The organism is Ktedonobacteraceae bacterium, from assembly GCA_035653615.1.
GTDB lineage: Bacteria > Chloroflexota > Ktedonobacteria > Ktedonobacterales > Ktedonobacteraceae > DASRBN01.
In genome coordinates, this window is the sequence record DASRBN010000035.1 from 176,425 (window position 1) to 195,388 (window position 18,964).

The 18,964-nt window shown below is 53.3% G+C and carries 16 protein-coding genes; 5 read left to right on the forward strand and 11 right to left on the reverse strand.

Annotated elements, in window-relative coordinates; all coding sequences use genetic code 11:
- Positions 1-37 precede the first annotated feature (37 nt).
- Positions 38-1,051, forward strand: a complete 1,014-nt coding sequence (locus tag VFA09_20435) for an NAD(P)-binding domain-containing protein (protein HZU69653.1) — start codon at positions 38-40, stop codon at positions 1,049-1,051.
- Between the two features lie 7 nt (positions 1,052-1,058).
- Here VFA09_20435 and pyrF read toward each other — a convergent pair whose 3' ends face one another.
- From pyrF to pyrB, 7 genes are all read right to left on the reverse strand, one after another.
- Positions 1,059-1,913, reverse strand: a complete 855-nt coding sequence (gene pyrF / locus VFA09_20440; GenBank protein HZU69654.1) for an orotidine-5'-phosphate decarboxylase — start codon at positions 1,911-1,913, stop codon at positions 1,059-1,061.
- 10 nt (positions 1,914-1,923) lie between these two features.
- Positions 1,924-2,568: a phosphoribosyltransferase family protein gene (locus tag VFA09_20445; protein HZU69655.1), complete on the reverse strand. Its 645-nt coding sequence runs from the start codon at positions 2,566-2,568 to the stop codon at positions 1,924-1,926.
- The gene (locus VFA09_20450) at positions 2,568-3,629 is read right to left on the reverse strand and encodes a quinone-dependent dihydroorotate dehydrogenase (protein HZU69656.1); all 1,062 of its coding nucleotides are present in this window, start codon (positions 3,627-3,629) and stop codon (positions 2,568-2,570) included. The genes VFA09_20445 and VFA09_20450 overlap by 1 nt, the downstream gene beginning before the upstream one ends.
- 13 nt (positions 3,630-3,642) lie before the next feature.
- On the reverse strand, positions 3,643-4,941 hold the full coding sequence (locus VFA09_20455; GenBank protein HZU69657.1) for a dihydroorotase family protein: 1,299 nt from the start codon (positions 4,939-4,941) through the stop codon (positions 3,643-3,645).
- 22 nt (positions 4,942-4,963) lie between these two features.
- Positions 4,964-8,158 carry a carbamoyl-phosphate synthase (glutamine-hydrolyzing) large subunit gene (gene carB, locus VFA09_20460; protein HZU69658.1) on the reverse strand — a complete coding sequence of 1,065 codons (3,195 nt, stop codon included), beginning with the start codon at positions 8,156-8,158 and terminating at the stop codon, positions 4,964-4,966.
- An 84-nt stretch (positions 8,159-8,242) separates the two neighbouring features.
- Complete coding sequence (gene carA, locus VFA09_20465; GenBank protein ID HZU69659.1) at positions 8,243-9,382, reverse strand: glutamine-hydrolyzing carbamoyl-phosphate synthase small subunit; 1,140 nt, start codon at positions 9,380-9,382, stop codon at positions 8,243-8,245.
- Entirely contained in the window at positions 9,375-10,400 is a 1,026-nt protein-coding gene (gene pyrB / locus VFA09_20470; GenBank protein HZU69660.1) for an aspartate carbamoyltransferase, read from the reverse strand. Before pyrB ends, carA begins: the two co-directional genes overlap by 8 nt.
- 778 nt (positions 10,401-11,178) lie before the next feature.
- Here pyrB and VFA09_20475 point away from each other — a divergent pair.
- Together VFA09_20475 and VFA09_20480 are read left to right on the forward strand one after the other, a co-directional pair.
- Positions 11,179-11,946, forward strand: a complete 768-nt coding sequence (locus VFA09_20475) for a TetR/AcrR family transcriptional regulator (GenBank protein ID HZU69661.1) — start codon at positions 11,179-11,181, stop codon at positions 11,944-11,946.
- Positions 11,947-12,058: 112 nt separating this feature from the next.
- Positions 12,059-13,615: an MFS transporter gene (locus VFA09_20480; protein HZU69662.1), complete on the forward strand. Its 1,557-nt coding sequence runs from the start codon at positions 12,059-12,061 to the stop codon at positions 13,613-13,615.
- A 69-nt stretch (positions 13,616-13,684) separates the two neighbouring features.
- Here the strand turns inward: VFA09_20480 and VFA09_20485 are convergent, their stop codons facing one another.
- Positions 13,685-13,912, reverse strand: coding sequence for a hypothetical protein (locus VFA09_20485; protein ID HZU69663.1), 228 nt, complete (start codon positions 13,910-13,912; stop codon positions 13,685-13,687).
- Between the two features lie 139 nt (positions 13,913-14,051).
- Here VFA09_20485 and VFA09_20490 point away from each other — a divergent pair, with 139 nt between their 5' ends.
- Together VFA09_20490 and chrA are read left to right on the forward strand one after the other, a co-directional pair.
- A complete protein-coding gene (locus tag VFA09_20490; protein HZU69664.1) occupies positions 14,052-14,825 on the forward strand; it encodes a metalloregulator ArsR/SmtB family transcription factor in 774 nt (257 codons plus the stop codon).
- A gap of 25 nt (positions 14,826-14,850) precedes the next feature.
- Positions 14,851-16,101 (forward strand): chromate efflux transporter, encoded by a 1,251-nt coding sequence (gene chrA / locus VFA09_20495; protein HZU69665.1) that lies wholly within the window; start codon positions 14,851-14,853, stop codon positions 16,099-16,101.
- Positions 16,102-16,182: 81 nt separating this feature from the next.
- Here the strand turns inward: chrA and VFA09_20500 are convergent, their stop codons facing one another.
- From VFA09_20500 to VFA09_20510, 3 genes are all read right to left on the reverse strand, one after another.
- Complete coding sequence (locus VFA09_20500) at positions 16,183-16,698, reverse strand: HIT family protein (protein HZU69666.1); 516 nt, start codon at positions 16,696-16,698, stop codon at positions 16,183-16,185.
- 63 nt (positions 16,699-16,761) lie between these two features.
- Entirely contained in the window at positions 16,762-17,544 is a 783-nt protein-coding gene (locus VFA09_20505; protein HZU69667.1) for an FKBP-type peptidyl-prolyl cis-trans isomerase, read from the reverse strand.
- Positions 17,545-17,732: 188 nt separating this feature from the next.
- On the reverse strand, positions 17,733-18,707 hold the full coding sequence (locus VFA09_20510; protein HZU69668.1) for a hypothetical protein: 975 nt from the start codon (positions 18,705-18,707) through the stop codon (positions 17,733-17,735).
- Positions 18,708-18,964: the final 257 nt, after the last annotated feature.

The following is an 18,964-nucleotide window of genomic DNA, read 5'->3' on the forward strand; positions in this document are numbered from 1 at the left end:
GGGTAATTTAGCAATTCCAATTTTCTGAGAAATGAACATGAGCGCAAAGATATACTACGATAAAGACGCTGATCTTTCCATCGTCCAGTCGAAGCGGCTGGCTTTCATTGGCTATGGAAATCAGGGGGCGGCACAGTCCAAAAATCTGCGTGATAGCGGAGCCGCGGAGATTGTGATCGGCAATCGCGAGGATGAATATAAGCAAGCGGCTATCAATGATGGTTTTCGCGTTGTCTCTATACCTGAAGCTGCGGCGTGGGGTGATGTAGTATTCCTGCTGATCCCGGATGAGGATCAGCCGCAGGTTTTTCGCGAACAGATCGCGCCCCATCTGCGACCGGGTTCGACGCTGGTGGTCGCTTCTGGCTATAACGTGGCGTTCAAGCTGTTCGATCTGCCCAATGCTATCGATGTGGTGATGGTTGCTCCGCGTATGATTGGCGCGGGTGTGCGCGAACGCTATTTGCGAGGCGAGCCTTATCCTTGCTTTGTCTCGGTTGAACAGGATGCCAGCGGCAATGCTCTGCGCCTGGCTTTGTCGATTGCGCAGGGTATCGGCGCGACCCGCGGCGGCGCGATACAATCCTCGGCACGGGAAGAGGCGGCGCTTGACCTATTCAGCGAGCAGGCGATCTGGCCGGTCATTCTGGCAGCATTTCGGGCGGCTTATGACGTATTGCACGCGGCGGGGTTCAGCGACGAGGCCATCCTCTACGAAATGTACCTGTCAGGAGAGCCCGCCGAAGTTTTCGAGCGCATCGCGGAACAGGGCCTTTTCCAGCAACTGACACTGCACTCGCACACGAGCCAGTACGGCCAATTGCGCGCGCTTCTAGGGGATAACGGTGAATGGCTATACGAAAGATTTAAGCGGGTGCTGGAGGATGATATTTTATCGGGACGATTTGCGCAGGAATGGTCGGATGTGCAGGCAAAAGGGTTGGAGCGGCTGGAGCAAATGCGGGGGCAGGCGCTTGAGAGTTCGCTGGGCCGAGCAGAGGCGGGGGTGAGAGAAAGTCACGCAGGATCAGACGCTCTGTTTCAAGAGTAGGCATGGTTCACCTGTACCTGTTAATCTCCATTCTCAACTCTTCCGCGGCCTTGCGAGCGACCTGCGCGAAATCGTCCTCTTTTGAGGCAAAAATAATGGCGCGTGATGAGCTGATGATCATGCCCCAGCCGCGGCTGTCTTTACCGGCGTCGACGGTGGCGGCAATCTCGCCACCCTGCGCGCCGATACCCGGAATGAGGATGGGCATGTCTCCAATGATGGAACGTACTTTTTTCAACTCGACGGGATAGGTGGCGCCGACGACAACGGCGCAATTTCCGTTGTCGTTCCAGGATTGAGCGACGTGGCGGGCAACTACCTGGTAGAGTGGTTCCTGGGAGTCGCCTACAGGCAGGTCTTGAAATTCCCCGGCACCGGGATTGGACGTTTTGACCAGGATAATGATGCCTTTCTCTTTGCGGGCCAGGAATGGCGCGAGAGCTTCTTTACCAAGATATGGATGGACGGTAATGGCATCAACGCCGATGAGATCGAATGCCGCTTCTACATATCCTGCATTGGTGCTGCCGATATCGGCCCGTTTTGCGTCCAGGATCACGGGGATGTGAGAATAGCTTTCTCGAATGTAACGTACTGTGCGGATGAGGGCTTGCAATCCTTCCCTGTCTTGCGCTTCATAGAAGGCTGTGTTGGGTTTATAGGCGCAGACAAGATCATGCGTGGCGTCGATGATTTCCCGGTTGAAGGCAAAGATGGCTTCCTCGATGGTTTGACCACTTTTCACTTTTGCGGGAAGTTGCTCATAAGCAGAATCCAGGCCGACGCAGAGCAGGTTGCCTTGATTCCAGCAGTATTCCAGCTTTTCGATAAAGGTTGTTGGAGTCGAGTATTGTGTGGTCATATTGTTTTCCTTATCTGGTGTGCTGCCGTGCTAGAAAGGCTCTTCCTTTGCCTAATTCGGTGTTGATGGGTATTTGCTGCTGGCAAAATGGACATGCTTCCTCGGCAAACGTTTCAAGGGTGATAGAAACGAGTGCGTGAATGGGGACATTGCCAACATCCTGGGATTGAACGTTGCCACGATTGCAGAGCGCGCTCAGGCCGATGACGTTGCCACCATGTTGACGCACAAGCTCGATTACCTGGCGAGCGGAGCCGCCGGTTGTCAGCACGTCTTCCACGACCAGGATGTTTTTGCCGGAGATGTATTTGTCGTAGCCACGATGAAAGGAGAATGTTTTATGCGGGCCATCGCCATCCTTTTCGGCGTAGATGGCCAGCGTTTCACCCGCTGAACGGCGGGCGTTGAGATGGTGAGCCGTCCATTGCGAGAGGACTATTCCACCCAGTACCGGGCCTACGACAGCGTCAATGATATCTGCTTCATAGGGGTGAGCCATCAACTGGCAGAGCTGCGATATTATTGCGGTATGCAGGTAGAGCGCGTCTTTGTTGATATAGACGGAGCTATGCCGTCCTGAGCTATAGACGAAATGGCTATCGCTGACAATGGCGCCGGCATTGGCGAATAATTGCATGATTGATGGGTCGTTCATCAGTTTGAATCTCCTTTAATAACCAGCTTCTTATTTATCTGCTTAACAATCCCTGGCCCCTCGTAGATAAAACTGGTATAGATTTGAATGAAGATTGCGCCTGCGTCGAACATCCGTCGAGCATCATCGGGGCCTGAGATGCCGCCAACGCCGATGATGGGTATCTGACCGTTTAGCCGCTTGTAGAGATATTGCACAATCGCAAGCGAGCGCGAAAAGAGCGGGCGCCCGCTCAGTCCGCCAGTCTCGGACGTATTCTTGCACAATCCTGCGCGTGAAAGCGTGGTGTTTGTAGCGATGATACCACGAATCTGGCAATGCAGGCAGACCTCAATTACATCATCTACCTGGCTCTCTGTCAGATCGGGCGATATTTTCACGAGTATTGGTTTAGCTGTATCCTTGCCAGACCGGCTTGCGAGAACTTCTGCTTCCTGGACGATTGCTCGCAGCAGCTGCTCTAATGGTTCTTTTTCCTGTAGTTTGCGCAGGCCGGGCGTGTTGGGTGAGCTGACATTGACAGTAAAGAAATCGGCAAAGGCATGCAGCTTGCGCAGCGAGTAGAGATAATCCTCCACGGCCTCTTGTTGAGGAGTGATTTTTGATTTCCCAATGCTCCAACCAACCGGAATGGTGGGCTTAGGGAGCCGGGATAGCCTTTCAGAAATCTCATCTGCTCCATCATTTGGAAAGCCCATGCGGTTTATCAGCGCGCCATCCTGGGGTAGGCGAAAAATACGGGGCCGATCATTGCCCGGCTGCCGGTAGCGAGTGACAGTACCGGCTTCAAGAAAGCCAAAGCCGAGCGCGGCCAGTGCTGGGAGCGCAAGCCCATTTTTGTCAAAGCCACCCGCGAGTCCAACCGGATTGGGAAAATGTATTCCGAAGATTGTGCGTTCCAATGCAGGCGACTTGTAAGCGTTAGCCACTTCGAGAATCTTGAGCAGCGCCGGATAGCGAGAGGCGAATGCCAGCAGGTTCATGACCTGGTGGTGGGCAATTTCGGGGTCGCGAGCAGAGGCGCGAAAGAGTGCGGGGCGGATGACCGGTTTGTATAGCATTGGCCTTTTTCCTTCAGGACTGGATGGGAACCGGTTTGCCACTGCCCGGTTCGGCTATACATGTGCCATTCTCGTAGGCGAGAGAACCGCGCACAAAAACCTGCTCTATCTTTCCCTTTACTTTCCAGCCCGCGAACGGAGTCCACCCGCATTTCGATAGCATTTGCTCGTTGGTGAGCTCATACGCTACGTTCGGGTTTACCAGCACGATGTCGGCATCCTTGCCTATTTCAAGCGCACCTTTGGTTTTCAGGCCAAAGATGCGAGCGGGATTGACGACGCAGCGTTTCACGATCTCGTTGAGCGTTACTCTGCCTTCGCCTGCAGCTGTCAGCAAGAGAGGCAGCATGGTTTGCACGCCGGGCATGCCGGAAGGAGCTTGCTCGTATGGTACGTCTTTCTCTGTTCGCGTGTGCGGCGCGTGGTCGGTTGCAATGGTATCAATCGTGTCAAAGTACGTCCAGAGAGCCTTGCGGTCGTTTTCGGAGCGTAAGGGCGGATTGACCTTGCCAAAGTTTCCCAGGTGATGCTGGTCATCTTCGTTGAGAAAGAGATGCAAGGGTGTCACCTCGCATGTAACATGGACGCCCTTGCGTTTGGCTTCCTGTATGAGCTCGAGTTCTCTGGCCGTGGTTGTATGCGCGATATGCAAGGCCCGGCCCGTTTTCTCGGCAATGGCCAGGGCGCGACTCACCGCTATCTGGGCGCTTAAGGGCGGGCGCGATTGATTGTGATCTTTTGAGCCGAGTGAACCGAAATATTTGAGCGATTGTTCGTCTTCGGCGTGAACGACGATGGGCTTATGCAATGGGAACGTGGAAAAGTGTCGATAGAGGGGAGCAAATTCTGTTACCAGCAGCGAACCAGTTGAGGAACCCATATATAATTTGAGAGCGACGACCTGATCCGAGATTGCGAGGGCCTCTTCTATGTTGCTGTTTGTCGCGCCGAGATACAATCCATAATCGACGACGGCTTTTTTTGCTGCCAGGGCTTTTTTTTCGGCAAGATGCTCGCGGTTATCGGTGGATGGCTGCGTATTCGGCATGTCCAGGATGGTCGTCACGCCGCCGGCAAGAGCGGCACGGGTGCCAGAGGCAAAGTCTTCTTTATGCGTTGCGCCGGGTTCGCGAAAATGGACGTGCGAATCGATGAAACCCGGCAGCACAAGACGCCCGGCAGCATCGATCACATGCTCCCCCGGTTCGGGGACAAGATGCTCTGCCAGTTCGACTATTGTTTCGCCGGAAGTGCGGATATCCAGGCGGACTGTATCTTCTGGCAGCACAACCAATCCATTACGTAGTAACATTCAATGCTCCGTTTTGTGGTGATTATATGTATTTGTTCCAGGACTTTATTGGTATTGTAGCAAGATTTTTTGAGACGATGGCCCGCGTAAATAAACGGGCCTGTTTGATTTTGGTGAACAGGGGGATATTGTGGTCAACGGCATAGCGGCGCACCAGGTAGTCGTCGTCCAGTTCCTTTTTGACGTGATTGTCCACGATGTTGATTGCCAGGTCTACCTTATTTTCACTGAAGTAGGTCAGGATATTGGGCGATTTCTGCTCGTGAATTTTATAGAGCATGGTTGCTGCGATATCATGCGCGCGCAAAAACGCACACGTTTTTTCTGTGGCATAGAGTGGAATGCCCAGAGTGCTTAAGAGCCTGGCGCTCTCCAAAAATCTGGCCTTCTTGTCCTCGCCGCCGAGACTGATAAAGATGCCTTTTGTGGGTATGTGTCCGCCGGTAGCGATAATAGCCTTGAGATAGGCCTCTTCAAGGTCTTCACCGAAGCAGGCGACTTCGCCGGTTGAGGCCATTTCGACGCGCAGGATAGGATCGGCGCCCGTGAGTCGCGAAAAGGAGAACTGCGGCGCCTTGACCACGGTAAACGTCAGGGGCGGTATGGATAGCGGCACAAGTTCATCTTGCGAGAAAAGCGCGTCGACGAAGATTTCGATGAAGTTGATGCCGGTCACTTTCGAGATAAAGGGGAAGGTACGCGATGCGCGCAAATTGGCCTCGATGACGTAGACCTGGTTGTCTTTGGCGAGAAACTGGATGTTGAACGGGCCGGTGATTTCTAACGCCCTGGCGATTGCTCTGCCCGCCTGCTCGATCTTGTGCATGGTCTCCTCGTTGAGCGTCTGGGGTGGCAGGACGATGGTTGCATCGCCAGAATGCACGCCGGCGTTCTCTATATGTTCGGAGATCACATAGACCTTCATCTCGCCGTGTTGCGCGACGGCATCCAGTTCGATCTCTTTGACCTTCTGGAAAAATTTGGAGACGGTGACGGGATGTTCCGCCGAGACTGCCGCGGCTGCCCGGGCATATTGCTCCAACTCTTCGCGGGTATAGCAGACGTTCATGGCATTGCCCGAAAGCACGTATGATGGGCGCACCAGGACGGGAAATCCCACGCGTTCGGCGAAGCGGGTCAAGCCATCAAGGTCGACGAAGGTATCCCAGGCGGGCTGGCGAATATCGAGCGAGTCGAGCAGGCGAGAAAATTTGCTGCGATCCTCTGCCTGGTCGATATGCACGGCGCTCGTTCCCAGGATGTTTATGCCATAGTTGTGCAGGGCCTTGACGCGATTGTTGGGAGTCTGGCCACCAACTGAGACTATCAGGCCGTAGGCCGACTCGAATTCGCAGATATCGGCGATGCGCTCGAAGGTGAGTTCTTCAAAGTACAGGCGGTCGGATGTGTCATAGTCTGTCGAGACCGTTTCCGGGTTGCAGTTGACCACGATGGAGCGTTTGCCATACTTTTTCAGGGCTTCTACGGTGCTGACGCTTGTCCAGTCGAATTCGACCGATGAGCCAATGCGATAGGGGCCGGAGCCAAGCACGATGACGGCTTCGTCGCCTAACGGCGCTATGTCATGATGCTGTCCATTGTAGGTCATATAGAGATAGTTGGTTTCCGAGGGATACTCGGCGGCAAGTGTATCGATCTGAAAAACCGATGGGGTAATGCCGTGTTGTTTGCGTAAGGCGCGAATTTCAAGGCCGGTTTTGCCCACGAGCTCTCCGATGCGCTTATCCGAAATGCCGAGCTGTTTCATTGCCAGAAGATGGGGAGCAGAGAGGTCCTGGCTTGCACATAAAGCCTGCTCGATATCCACGATATGCTGGATGCGCTGTAAAAACCAGGGGTCGATGCCGGTGATGGTGGCGATTTGCGAGACGGAGATGCCGTTGCGCATGGCCAGCGCCAGGGCGAACATACGCCTGGGAGTAGGCGTGTAGAGATACCTGGTCAGAATATCATCTACTGTATCATTGGCGGAAAAGACTTTGTCCGTTGTCGCACCTTCAAAGTCGAGGTCCAGCATACGAATGGCTTTCTGGTAGGCTTCTTCGAACGTCCTGCCGATGCCCATGACCTCGCCGACCGATTTCATGCCCGTGCCGATGGTCTCGTCTACTCCTTTGAATTTTGACAGGTCCCAGCGCGGTATCTTCACCACCACGTAGTCCAGGCTCGGCTCAAAGCAGGCTTGAGTGACGCCTGTGACGCGATTGGTGAGTTCCGTCAATCCGTAGCCAAGGGCGAGTTTGGCAGCCACATATGCCAGCGGGTAGCCGGTCGCCTTGCTTGCCAGGGCTGAACTGCGCGAGAGGCGGGCATTGACTTCGATTACGTAGTACGCGGACGTTCGCGGGTCAAGCGCGAACTGGACATTGCATTCGCCGACGATGCCCAGGCTTTTCACGATGCTGATAGCTGCCGAGCGCAGCATATGATATTCGCTATTGGTCAGCGTCTGGCTGGGCGCGATGACGATGGATTCGCCGGTATGGATGCCCAGCGGATCCATGTTCTCCATGTTGCAGACGGTGATGCAGTTATCGTAGCAATCGCGCACGACCTCGTATTCGACTTCTTTGTAATGATGCAGGTATTGCTCGATCAACACCTGGGGAGCGAATGCGAGCGCGCCATTCACGATGCGTTCGAGTTCCCCGGCATCTTTGGCGATGCCCGAACCCTGGCCGCCAAGGGCGAAACCTGCGCGTATCATTACCGGAAAGCCGATGCGGTTGGCGATGGATAGAGCATCCTCGAGCGTTTCCGCGCTGCTGCTGTGAGGAGTGGGAATGTCGATGCTATGCAGATGTTCCGCGAATGCCTGACGATCCTCGGTGAGCAGGATGGCGGAAATGGGCGTGCCGAGTACGCGGACATTGTAGCGTTCCAGAATGCCTTTTTGGAACAGTTCGATGCCGCAGTTGAGGGCCGTCTGACCGCCAAAAGAGAGCAGGATGCCATCGGGCCGCTCTTTTGCGATGATTTTTTCGACGAAAAAGGGCGTGACCGGCAAGAAGTAGACTTCATCGGCCAGCAGTTTCGATGTCTGAATGGTGGCGATGTTGGGATTGACCAGGACGGTCGCGATGCCTTCTTCACACAGGGCTTTGAGGGCCTGAGAGCCAGAATAGTCAAATTCGCCGGATTGTCCAATTTTGAGGGCGCCTGCTCCCAACACCAGCACTTTATGCAGCTTCTCCACGTTAGCTCCTCACCTTTTCCAGTCCGTAGGAGCGGATTCTGCTCTGGCAATCCCCACGTGGCCGAATAATTCTGTTAAGCTCCATTATCGTATCCCCTCACCGCTAATTTTTTCCAGAAAGTAATCAAATATCCATTCGGTATCCGCCGGGCCGGGCATGGCTTCGGGATGGAATTGTACCGAGAGGAAAGGATATTCGATATGCTGGATGCCTTCGTTGCTGCCGTCGTTCGCGTTGATGAACCAGGGCGTGAAATCTGGAGGCAGCTTCCCAACGGCAAAGCCATGATTCTGCGTTGTGATATAGCAGCGCTTTGTCCCGTTAAGGATACATGGCTGGTTCTGGCTGCGATGTCCATACTTCAGCTTGTAGGTGTCGCCACCGGCGGCCAGGGCGAGTAGTTGATGTCCAAGACATATTCCCAGGATTGGTATGCGCTGATCGATGGCCTTCTGGATGGTATGAATCGTCCTGCCCGCCATTTTGGGATTGCCGGGGCCGTTGGATACGACGATGCCATCGAAGGTGAAGTTCACATCCGGGGCGAAGAGGTCGAAATCCCACGGTACGGTTATCAGGCGCACATTTCTGGCCAGCAGGGAACGCGCAATGTTGCGTTTGGCGCCACAATCCAGCAGGACGATGGTCGTATCGCCATCGCCTTCTTTCGCGACATAGCGGGTCGAAACGCGCGCTACCAGGTTATCGCCATCGGGATCATAGAAAGGGATGTCCTGATCGAAGACAATCTTGCCGAGCATGGTGCCGTGTTTGCGAATGTGCCGGGTCAGCAAGCGCGTATCCTTGATTTCCAGGGCCGGAATTTTTTCCTGCTGTAGCCACGTACCCAGGTTCATCGTGCTTTGTGCGTGCGAGGGCAGGTCAATATAGTTGGAGACGATGAGTCCGGCGATGTGAATGTGATCGTCCTCCCAGCATGATGAATCTGGCACTCCGTAATTGCCTATGATGGGATAGGTCATAGCTAAAATTTGACCGGTATACGAGGCGTCGGTGAGCGATTCTGGATAGCCTACCATGCCGGTGCTGAAAACAAGCTCGCCAGAGGCCGGGCCGGTATAGCCGAATGAGAGTCCATCGAAGGATGTTCCGTCTTCCAGGATCAGTTTTCCGTGTACCAGGTGGTTTTGCGGGACATTGGCCGATAAATCAGCGGTGGGCGCGATCAATCGTGCCCCTACAGGTTCGACGCAATTACGCATTGATTTCTGCCTTTCCGAACAGGAGTGCCAGCAGCGCCATGCGGGTGTAGAGGCCGTTGCGAATCTGGGACTTGAAGTAGATTGCACGCTCATCGGCATCGACGGCGGGATCGATGGTGCCGACACGTGGCAGGGGATCCATCAAGATCATATTGCTATTGCCATGCCTGCGCAGTAGTTCAGGTGTCACCATAAATCCGTTGTTCATAGCTTCCAGGTAGTCTTCGAGGGAGTCGAAACGCTCCTTCTGGATGCGCGTCCAGTACCAGAGGTCACAATTATCGGGAATATCGCTCTCCTGATGTATCTCGATGATATGAATGCCGCGCTCGCTGAGACAGTAGTAATCGGGGCGTGTGAGACGCAGTTGGCGCGGAGAGAGCAGGTAGACAGTGTTGTTCTCGAAGAGCGACAGACCGCGAATAAGCGAATGGATCACGCGGCTGTTGAGCGGATCACCGGCAAGCAGGCAAGTTAAGTTATCGAGCCTGCCGAATTTTTCGTAGAGGGTATAGAGATCGAGCAGCGTCTGGGTGGGATGCTCATTGTTACCATCGCCGGCATTAATGACCGGGATGGAAGTGGCAACCCTGGCCGCCTGTTCAGCCGAACCGACGATTCTGTGGCGCAGTACGATGGCGTCAGAGTATGCTTCGAAGGTGCGGATGGTATCTTCGAACGACTCGCCCTTGTTGACGGAAGAGACGGTCTCAGGGTTTTGAATCTCGATGGTCTGACCGCCTAATCGCTTGACGGCTGCCGCAAAGGAGCCGAAGGTGCGGCTGGAAGGTTCAAAGAAGAGCAGAGAAACGAGGATGCCGGCCAGAAGAGATGATGGCTCGTTATTCACGGCAATCTGTTTCATCCGATTTACTAATCTAAAGAGAATGCGCAGGTCATTGGCAGAAAACTGATCGAGAGAAACGATATCTTTGCCCTTAAAATCCCCAGCAATCATCTCGATTGCGCCACTCGCCACGCTGGTTTTGTTTTGCAGGTAAGACGTGATCAGGTTCATACTAGCCTCCATAGCTTTCAATAAAACGTGTTTACATCATGTTGTCTCGTCGTCATTTACTCGCTGCCTGCTTCAAGAGCAAGTCCATACCCTTGAGTGTTGTGGCGAGTACCACGAGGGGCGCGATCAATCTGGCCCCTACGACGCGACGTGGTTCAGTTGCCAACCAAAAAGGTCAAAAAAAATTCCCCACCCCTGAATCAACGGGGTGAGGAAGAAACACTCTTAACGAAAATGGCACCGGGTCCATCCATGGGATGGAAGAGGCGACATTTCTGCCGCATCTCGTATTCCGTTGTCTGTACCCTGTGCTTTCTGAACATGACAAAACTCGATCTTTTCCACTCAATGGAACGTCTGGAAACATATCTCAAATTGCTAGAAGTATACACAGTAATTTTTGAAAAGTCAAGGTTGCTTGAAAAGCCGTTTTTATATTATAATACATCTTATAAATGAATGTTTCTTCAGAAGTCCCTGAAATGAGAGGAGTTCTCATAGTCTGAAGGGTGGGGAGATTCTTCGCTGCGCTCAGAATGACATGGCCCCGGACACATCCATGTGTATCCGGAACCATGTCATTCTGAGCGCAGCGAAGAATCTCTGCCCAACTTCCAGGTAATCACCAGCATTTCCTCTCTCCTGAAAATGTCGTTTTCATAATGGGTGGTGTAGCCCCTACATGACGGTCTTGACATTCTCGCTTTCTCCGATTATAATCTAACTAAATAGTTAGATAGGCGTGTTGTTGTTCGTTAGAAAAGGAGATGAGGATAAGATGTCTGAGTCTGGAGAACCTGGCAGTCGACGAGGACTTGTGCAGGATGCAAGGGGTGTGAGGGAACATTCAGAGTCACACTCACAGGCAGGTCGAAGAGGACGGACGCATAACGCAGAGGGTGCGCGGGAAGCGATTCTCAATGCAGCGGAAGCAGTCTTTGCGGAACACGGGTTCGACGGCGCGCGGATCGATGCCATCGCAGCGGAGTCGGGCTATAACAAAAGCCTGATCTTCCAGTACTTTGGCGATAAGCTCGGGTTGTATACGGAGGTGAACAGGCGTATTGATCGGGAACTGAACACGCTTTCAACGGGTGCCGTGGCTCCGCTGCTCGCAGATGAAACGGTTGCCAGCGATCCGCAGCGGTTCAAGGCATTGCTCGAGGCTGTTATCGGCGTCGTGTTTGATGCTTTTCTCAAACGCCCGCGTGTGATGCGCATTATTCTCTGGGAACAGGCAGAGGGCTGGCAAACGTACAAAAAGATTATGTCACAACTGGATACGGAAGACGTTGATGAGCTGAGGGCATTTTTTGCTAAGGCTCGCGACGCTGGACTGCTCCGTTCGGATTTCGATCCTTTCATCCAGATTGTTATGGCAGAGGCATTTTGCTGGTCCTATCTGTCCTCTATTCCTCTGTATCAGATGTTCACGGATGAGGACCTGTCTTCTGAGGCGGCGATGGCACGAGGGCGTGCGTACCTGATTGACTTTATCGTTCATGGGATGATGGCCGATCCGAAGGACAGCGGGGGACTGAGCTAGCAGGCTGAACTGGACGATCCTATAGAAGAGGGAGTTTTCTTGTCTCTTTTTAACTAAATAGTTGGTTAATAAAACAATCAGTTAGTTTCAGATCAGAAAGGAGATAGTCATCATGACAAATCTCGGAAATCGCCGGTGGTGGGCGCTGGGTGCGCTTACGCTGGCTATTCTAGCGGTCGGACTGGACGGCACAATTCTGAGTGTGGCGTTGCCTACACTTGCCGGAGCGCTGCATGCCTCGGAGTCTGACCTGCAGTGGTTCACTTCTGGATACCTGCTGGTACTCGCAGCGGCGATGCTGCCAGCAGGACTGCTCGGAGACCGCTATGGGCGTAAGAAGGTGATGCTTACTGCCCTGGCTTTGTTTGGAGCAGGCTCGGCGGCCTGTGCCTACGCACCTTCGGCAGAGGCATTCATTGTAGCGCGTCTGATACTTGGAATGGCAGGGGCAGGCATCGTCGTGATGGCGCTATCCGCGCTGACGGTACTTTTTAACGAAGAGGAGCGACCGCGGGCAGTGGGCATCTGGGCGGCGGCCAACTTCCTGTCGCTGCCCATCGGCCCGATTCTGGGCGGCTGGCTGTTGACGAACTTCTGGTGGGGCTGGGTGTTCCTGATGAACGTGCCGGTCGCCCTGCTGGGATTGATCGTCGCCCTGATACTCGTTCCGGAATCGCGCGCGCCGGTACGTCCCAAATTGGACCCGGTCGGAATCGTTACCTCGATTGTTGGGCTGGTTGGTGTGACATATGGTTTGATCCAGGCAGGCCAGAACGGCTGGGGGGATGTCACGGCCCTGGTTCCGATAATCGCGGGTGTAGCGGTTCTGGTGGCATTCTTCCTCTGGGAAGGTTGGCTTGGGCGCCGTCCAGGTGGTCAGCCGCTAGTAGATCTTGCACTCTTCCGCTCGGCTTCCTTCACCTGGGGTGTAATTCTGGCGGCCACGGCGGGGCTTGCCATGATCGGTGTGCTGTTCACCATGCCGCAGTACTTCCAGGGCATTATAGGCACAGATGCTATGGGTTCTGGTATCAGGCTCTTGCCATTGATCGGTGGGCTTGTCGTGGGGGCTTTGCCGGCTGATCGCGTTGCACGTCTTGTGGGTGCGAAGATTACGGTTGCGCTTGGATTCGTATTGCTGGGTGCCGGAATGCTCCTGGGGGCTATGACCGGTGTAGCGTCCGGCGAAGGCTTTATCGCGGTATGGATGGCCCTGGTTGGGGCTGGAATGGGGCTGACAATGGCTACAGCGGCCTCTACTGCGCTTTCTGAACTCTCACAGGAGCGCAGCGGGATAGGATCGGCGGTGCTGCAGGCTCTGCAGAAAGTCGGAGCGCCATTTGGGGCGGCGATCCTGGGGAGCGTCCTCAGTTCCGCTTACCAGGCTCAGTTGAATCTGGCAGGGCTGCCAGCGACGGTCGCCAGTGTGGTCAAGACGAGCCTGTTCGGTGGGTTGGCGGTAGCTCAGCGGCTCGGCTCAGCAGTGCTGCTTGCATCGGTGCGCACAGCGTTCGTCCATGGGATGGATGTTTCGCTTGTAGTGGCCGCCGGAATCGCTGCGCTAGGTTTCTTGCTCACACTGATTTTCCTGCCCAACCGGGCCACTGCCAAAGCTGCCCCGGTCGAAGCAGTGGAGGCTCAGGCAGAGCAAGAGACGGTTTCCAGCTAATGGAAATAGGCCGCTTGCGGGGCCTGCGCGGCACCGCAGATCCGGCGAGAGAGAGCCTGGGATGAACAGCTATTGGATGTCAGTCTCTACTGGTTTACCGGCACCGGAGCGCCTGCGGCTCACTTCATCTACGATGCCTCGCACGCGCCGGGTCGGCACCTTCCTGGGATGCCGACCCGGTACCGGTAGGAGAAGAAAGGGGCTTACCTGCAAACTGCCTGTTTCATGCTCCGACGCGGCTACTCCCCCACCATAATCCCTACCACAACCATACGTGCTGAGAGCCAGGGCGAGCAAGCTCCCTCACCCACGGGCCACCACACCTCGCGTCCCTGCTGGGTCACCCTATTATTGACAAAACTCTACTTGTTATCTCCCTAAAGATATGCTATATTTCTATCAAATGAAATTGATACAATTTTGATTGGAGGATTTTATGGACGTTACGCTTTCGTCTGTCCAATCACCTGCTATCCTCAAATTGCTGGCACATGATGTGCGCTGGAAAATCCTCACTTTGCTCGCGCGCGGCGATTACTGTGTACAGGAACTGGTACGCTTTCTGGAACAGCCGCAAAACCTGGTTTCCTACCACCTGCGGCGCATGCACAACCTTGGGATTGTCAAAGAACATCGCAGTACGGCAGATGGGCGCGATATCTATTACAGCCTGGACCTGGAAAAACTTCAGTCGCTCTACTTCAGCAGTGCTGGAGTTCTGCATCCTGCTCTGGGCAACGCACAAATTTTATCCAGAGAGCAAATTACCATCTCCGCTTACAAGCCATTACGCATTCTCTTTCTCTGCACGAGTAATAGCGGCCGCTCGCAAATGGCGGAGGGATTGCTGCGCCACATGAGCCAGGGACGGTTTGAGGTTTTTAGCGCGGGTAGCAATCCCCGCAGCCTTCATCCCTACGCAGTGCGCGTCATGGCAGCTATGGGCATTGACATCAGTCACCAGAGGGCAAAACATTTCGATGAATTTCATGGTCAATCTTTCGATTACGTCATCACCCTTTGTGATCGTGTTAAGGAAAAGTGTCCGAGCTTTCCCGGAAACCCTGAACCTGTCCATCTCCACTGGAGCCTTCCTGACCCATCCTTGATAGAGGGATCAGAGGACGAAAAATACGCTGTTTTTGAGCAGATTGCGCAACAACTGCGAACTCGCATTCGCTACCTGCTGGTACAGATTCTTACTATCTGAATAGCATAGAAAAGCGGGACGGGCTATGAGCGATATCAATCATCCATCTCCGGTACCTCCAGCAGAAGAGAAACAAGAAAACCACCTGGCAGAAGTCGCCTTGCTTTTTTTGCGCCTGGGGTTTACGGCGTTTGGTGGGCCGGCTGCACATATCGCGATGATGCGCGAGGAGGTTGTTCGGCGACGCAAGTGGATCAGCGATGAACGCTTCGTTGATCTTCTGGGAATCACTAACCTCATACCGGGGCCTAGCTCTACTGAATTCGCAATTTACCTGGGATATTTACGCGCAGGTTGGCCAGGTCTGGTGATTGGTGGCATATGTTTCATTGGTCCTGCGATGCTGATTGTGCTGACCCTCGCCTGGGCCTACGTATCCTACGGCTCGCTGCCTCAGGTGGAATGGCTTTTCTATGGCATCAAACCAATTGTTATTGCTATCATTGCCCAGGTGTTGGTAAGCTTGTGCCGTACTGTACTCAAGGGAGCCTGGTCGGTGATGCTGGGGCTGTTGGTACTGGCATTATACCTACCTGGAACGAATACCATTGCCTTGCTTTTTGGTGGAGCTTTGCTCTTTGGCATTATTCGTTGGGTTGAACGCTCCTACCAGAGGAGGCATAAATCTGGAAGTGAAATCAGCAATGTTCTCATGGCTCTTCCTCTCGCTAGTATACAAGAGCTACGGCAGTATATTTCCCTCACCAGAATCAGCGCCGGTTTAGCAGCGGTAGCAACTGTAGCTGTTCCCTACAGTTTGCCGCTGCTTTTCCTGACATTTCTCAAAATCGGAGCAGTACTTTACGGCAGTGGATATGTTATTCTGGCATTCCTGCGCCCGGAGTTCGTAGTGAATCTGCACTGGTTGACCGATCGTCAATTGCTTGATGCCGTCTCGATTGGTCAATTTACGCCGGGGCCTGTCTCTACCACAGCAACCTTCATCGGGTTCATGGTTGGTGGATGGCAAGGGGCGCTGGTTGCTACAGTCGGTATTTTTCTACCCTCCTTCATCTTTATTGCCATTATTCACCCGCTGGCGGCGACATTGCGTCGTTCTCCGTGGACGAGTACGCTGCTGGATGGTCTCAATATCGCGGCAGTCGCTTTAATGGCAGGCGTCTTATTTCAGTTGGGGCAAAGCGCGCTGACCGATGTTGTTACCTGGCTCATTGCGCTGGTTGCGTTTGCTGTGCTCCTGCGTTTCAAGCTCAATTCGGCGTGGTTGATTCTGGCGGGAGCGGCTATCGGGTTGGTAAGATTCTGGATGTTCTAACGCGATCTCAGGATTTATAGTGAACACTTCGTTCCAGTGAGCTTCAGACCCATCTTACGCCTTGTAAGCTAAAATATGCTCTCAGTCTCTCAGCATAGACGACCCGCTTTTCGAGTGGAATAAAGTCCCTGATCGCAGAACTCTTGTACAGATTGTCACCTTCATACCTGGGAAAGACATGCAGGTGATAATGCCAGACCTCTTGCCCTCCCGCTGGCTCGTTATGTTGACGTGTGGAAACGCCATCACATTTATATAAGTTTGGCATACCTCTTTGAATGCTATGGCTACTTCTCTGGCCATGTCTTGAATCTGGTGAGTGTACTGTGCAGGCAAATCATAGATGTTCTCAAAATGCTCGTTGGGAATGATGATGACATTGCCCGGATTATTTGGCCACCACCGGGGAGAGACAAAAGCTGTTACCAATTTGTTCCGATAAATAATATCCTGTTGGCTATTGTATTTGTCTTCACCTCCCCGAGCAAGCAAACAGAAAGGGCAGGCATAATCCTCTGGTTCGTGATTAAACATACTGACCTTTCTAATGATAGGTACTGCCCCTTCACCTTCTTGTTCTGCTCCTAAAGCAGACAAGGTAGAGTTGCTTCATCTGGGCAGGCGCCTCTATTTTTCAATAAACCGTTGCGGGCGGTGCGATTACTTCGTGCTGAGCAAGGTTACATCGAAGATCAGGATAGCATTTGGTGGAATGGTAGGAGGCGAACCCTGCGCGCCATAGGCGAGTGATGCCGGGATGAGCAGCCGTCGCGTACCACCCACTTTCATACCGATCAGGCCCTCATCCCATCCAGGAATGACCTGGCCTGTACCAATCTGAGTTGTAAAAGCCTGGCCCTTGTTGTCATAGGAACTGTCGAACTTTTTGCAGGTGCTGGCAATCCACCCGGTGTATTCGACACTGATGGTGTTCCCCTTTTTAACAGTAGCGCCGGTTCCTTTAACGATATCGATATATTCAAGCCCGCCACTTAACTTGACCGGCGTGCCGACAATATGGGGAGCCGTAGATGGGCCAGCCGTCGGCGTTGCGGTGCCAGAATAAATAGAAGTGGGGGTTGTACCTGGAGGCGAGACAAAACAGCTTTGGGCCTGGGCAATGGCCGTTGCATCCGCTATAGCGACAGATGTTGCTGTGGCCCTGGCGGAAACTGCTGTAGCTGTGGCTTTTGTTCTGGCTGTGGTAGTCGCAGTGGCGGCGGCGCTTGCAGCCTGTTGTTGAGACTGGACACGATTATACTGCCAGATGCCTATACTGGCCAGAATAATTATTACTATTGCGATAATCGAGCTTGTCCATATCTGCTGGCGGCGGCGGCGGCGCTGCAGGCGCATTAAGCGCTCCTGCTGGCGCTGTCCTGGGCGGCGCTGCTTCTGGGAATTATTTTCATTGTTTTTTCGCCCGTTTACGGTTTGTGTCATACGAGAAATCTCTCCTTACAGGTGGGTTTATAAAATTGCAAGGAGAGAGTACCATTACTTACGGTTTCTGACAAGAGGGCGATTTTATTCAGATTTTTCCAACAATCGGGTGCGAGGGGGCTGAGCAAGCTCCCCAACCCCCATCCGCCACTTCCCCGCCCCTACTGGTGGAGGACCTTTCATTAATCCTAACCCGTGTACCCGCACACGCCTACACGTGGAGAGTTGACGACGGGCAGCATTTCACTGAAGGAAAACTCTTCATCATTCTTCTTAGCGCACTTCGCGCTACAATAGGCGTGTTCTTCAATGCCAAAGGAGTAGCCTGGGGCAACTTTTTTCGCAGGTTTGCCGCAGACGACACACGGCATTTCGGGCGCTTCATTTCTGGCGAGAATTTCGATGTTATCGCTGTCTTCATCCTCGATGAAGCCTTCGCGTTCAGAGACGACACGCAACGCGAGGTGGGTGGTCGAACCGAAGTCATACTCGTAGGAAAATTTTTGCCCAACCTTGAGCGCCTTCTGCAATTCAACATCCATATCGGACTCGCGTTCCATCCTATCGAGTATACTACCGAAGAGTGGATTCGTGGTCAGTTGCAGGCTTGTTCTGATAATTGGTACCATGCTATCGATCTGCGCTTGCTGTTCGGAAGAGACCGCGGCGCCTGTTTCCTGCTGAATCTGTCTCGCCAATAGTTCTCTTAACTTAGCATCAAATTCTGCCGGCGGAAGTTCCAGGGGATTGGCCTGAAATTCTTGCGTCAGCATCTCTAAAATCATGCCGGCTATCTCGGTAGGAGACTTATTTTCTAACTCTTGCTGTAACTCTGGATCAATGAGACCCTCTTCGTCCTCTTCCTCGTAATCCTCTTCGTCTTCGTCCTCTTCCTCATCGCCATCCGCAAAAGGCATGCCCCACATCATATCTTCAGTGTCGGACGAGTAGGACATATTCCCTACGCGGAACGCGCTGAGATGACCACAACATTCGAGCCAGATATCTCTGAGAAATTGATCGAGGTCGTAAAACGTATCGTTCGCGGGCAGCTCGAGATGCATCCAGTATTGGGGGTTGTAGTAGCCCTCGACCACAATGTGAAACAGCTTTGTTTTTTGCGCATCTTTATGAGCGGCAGCTTTCGTTTCTTCGCCGGCCATAGCCGCTTTCCGCTGTTTGCAATATCTTAGATGCTGGGTCATTTTCGACTTGTCGACTTCGCTTTTGCAAAAATTGCAGATGCCTTTTGAAATTACCTTTACCATGTTTTACCTCCTCAATGGATTCCTCCTATGCATTGTATAACAAAAGTTGTTAGCAGGGAAACCCGCGGGCGCCGATTGGTGGTGGAACCTGGGGCATCTTTGAAGTACAATAGGTTTAGAGAAGACAACGCTATTCAGGAGGAAGCCAGAAA

Bases quoted from the DNA above. Each gene is read 5' to 3' on its own strand.
- VFA09_20505 (HZU69667.1), bottom strand. From the start codon at position 17,544: ATGACACAAACCGTAAACGGGCGAAAAAACAATGAAAATAATTCCCAG.
- VFA09_20475 (HZU69661.1), top strand. From the start codon at position 11,179: ATGTCTGAGTCTGGAGAACCTGGCAGTCGACGAGGACTTGTGCAGGAT.
- VFA09_20455 (HZU69657.1), bottom strand. From the start codon at position 4,941: ATGTTACTACGTAATGGATTGGTTGTGCTGCCAGAAGATACAGTCCGC.
- VFA09_20445 (HZU69655.1), bottom strand. From the start codon at position 2,568: ATGAACGACCCATCAATCATGCAATTATTCGCCAATGCCGGCGCCATT.
- chrA (HZU69665.1), top strand. From the start codon at position 14,851: ATGAGCGATATCAATCATCCATCTCCGGTACCTCCAGCAGAAGAGAAA.
- pyrB (HZU69660.1), bottom strand. From the start codon at position 10,400: ATGAACCTGATCACGTCTTACCTGCAAAACAAAACCAGCGTGGCGAGT.
- VFA09_20490 (HZU69664.1), top strand. From the start codon at position 14,052: ATGGACGTTACGCTTTCGTCTGTCCAATCACCTGCTATCCTCAAATTG.
- VFA09_20510 (HZU69668.1), bottom strand. From the start codon at position 18,707: ATGGCCGGCGAAGAAACGAAAGCTGCCGCTCATAAAGATGCGCAAAAA.
- VFA09_20480 (HZU69662.1), top strand. From the start codon at position 12,059: ATGACAAATCTCGGAAATCGCCGGTGGTGGGCGCTGGGTGCGCTTACG.
- VFA09_20450 (HZU69656.1), bottom strand. From the start codon at position 3,629: ATGCTATACAAACCGGTCATCCGCCCCGCACTCTTTCGCGCCTCTGCT.
- VFA09_20435 (HZU69653.1), top strand. From the start codon at position 38: ATGAGCGCAAAGATATACTACGATAAAGACGCTGATCTTTCCATCGTC.
- pyrF (HZU69654.1), bottom strand. From the start codon at position 1,913: ATGACCACACAATACTCGACTCCAACAACCTTTATCGAAAAGCTGGAA.
- carA (HZU69659.1), bottom strand. From the start codon at position 9,382: ATGCGTAATTGCGTCGAACCTGTAGGGGCACGATTGATCGCGCCCACC.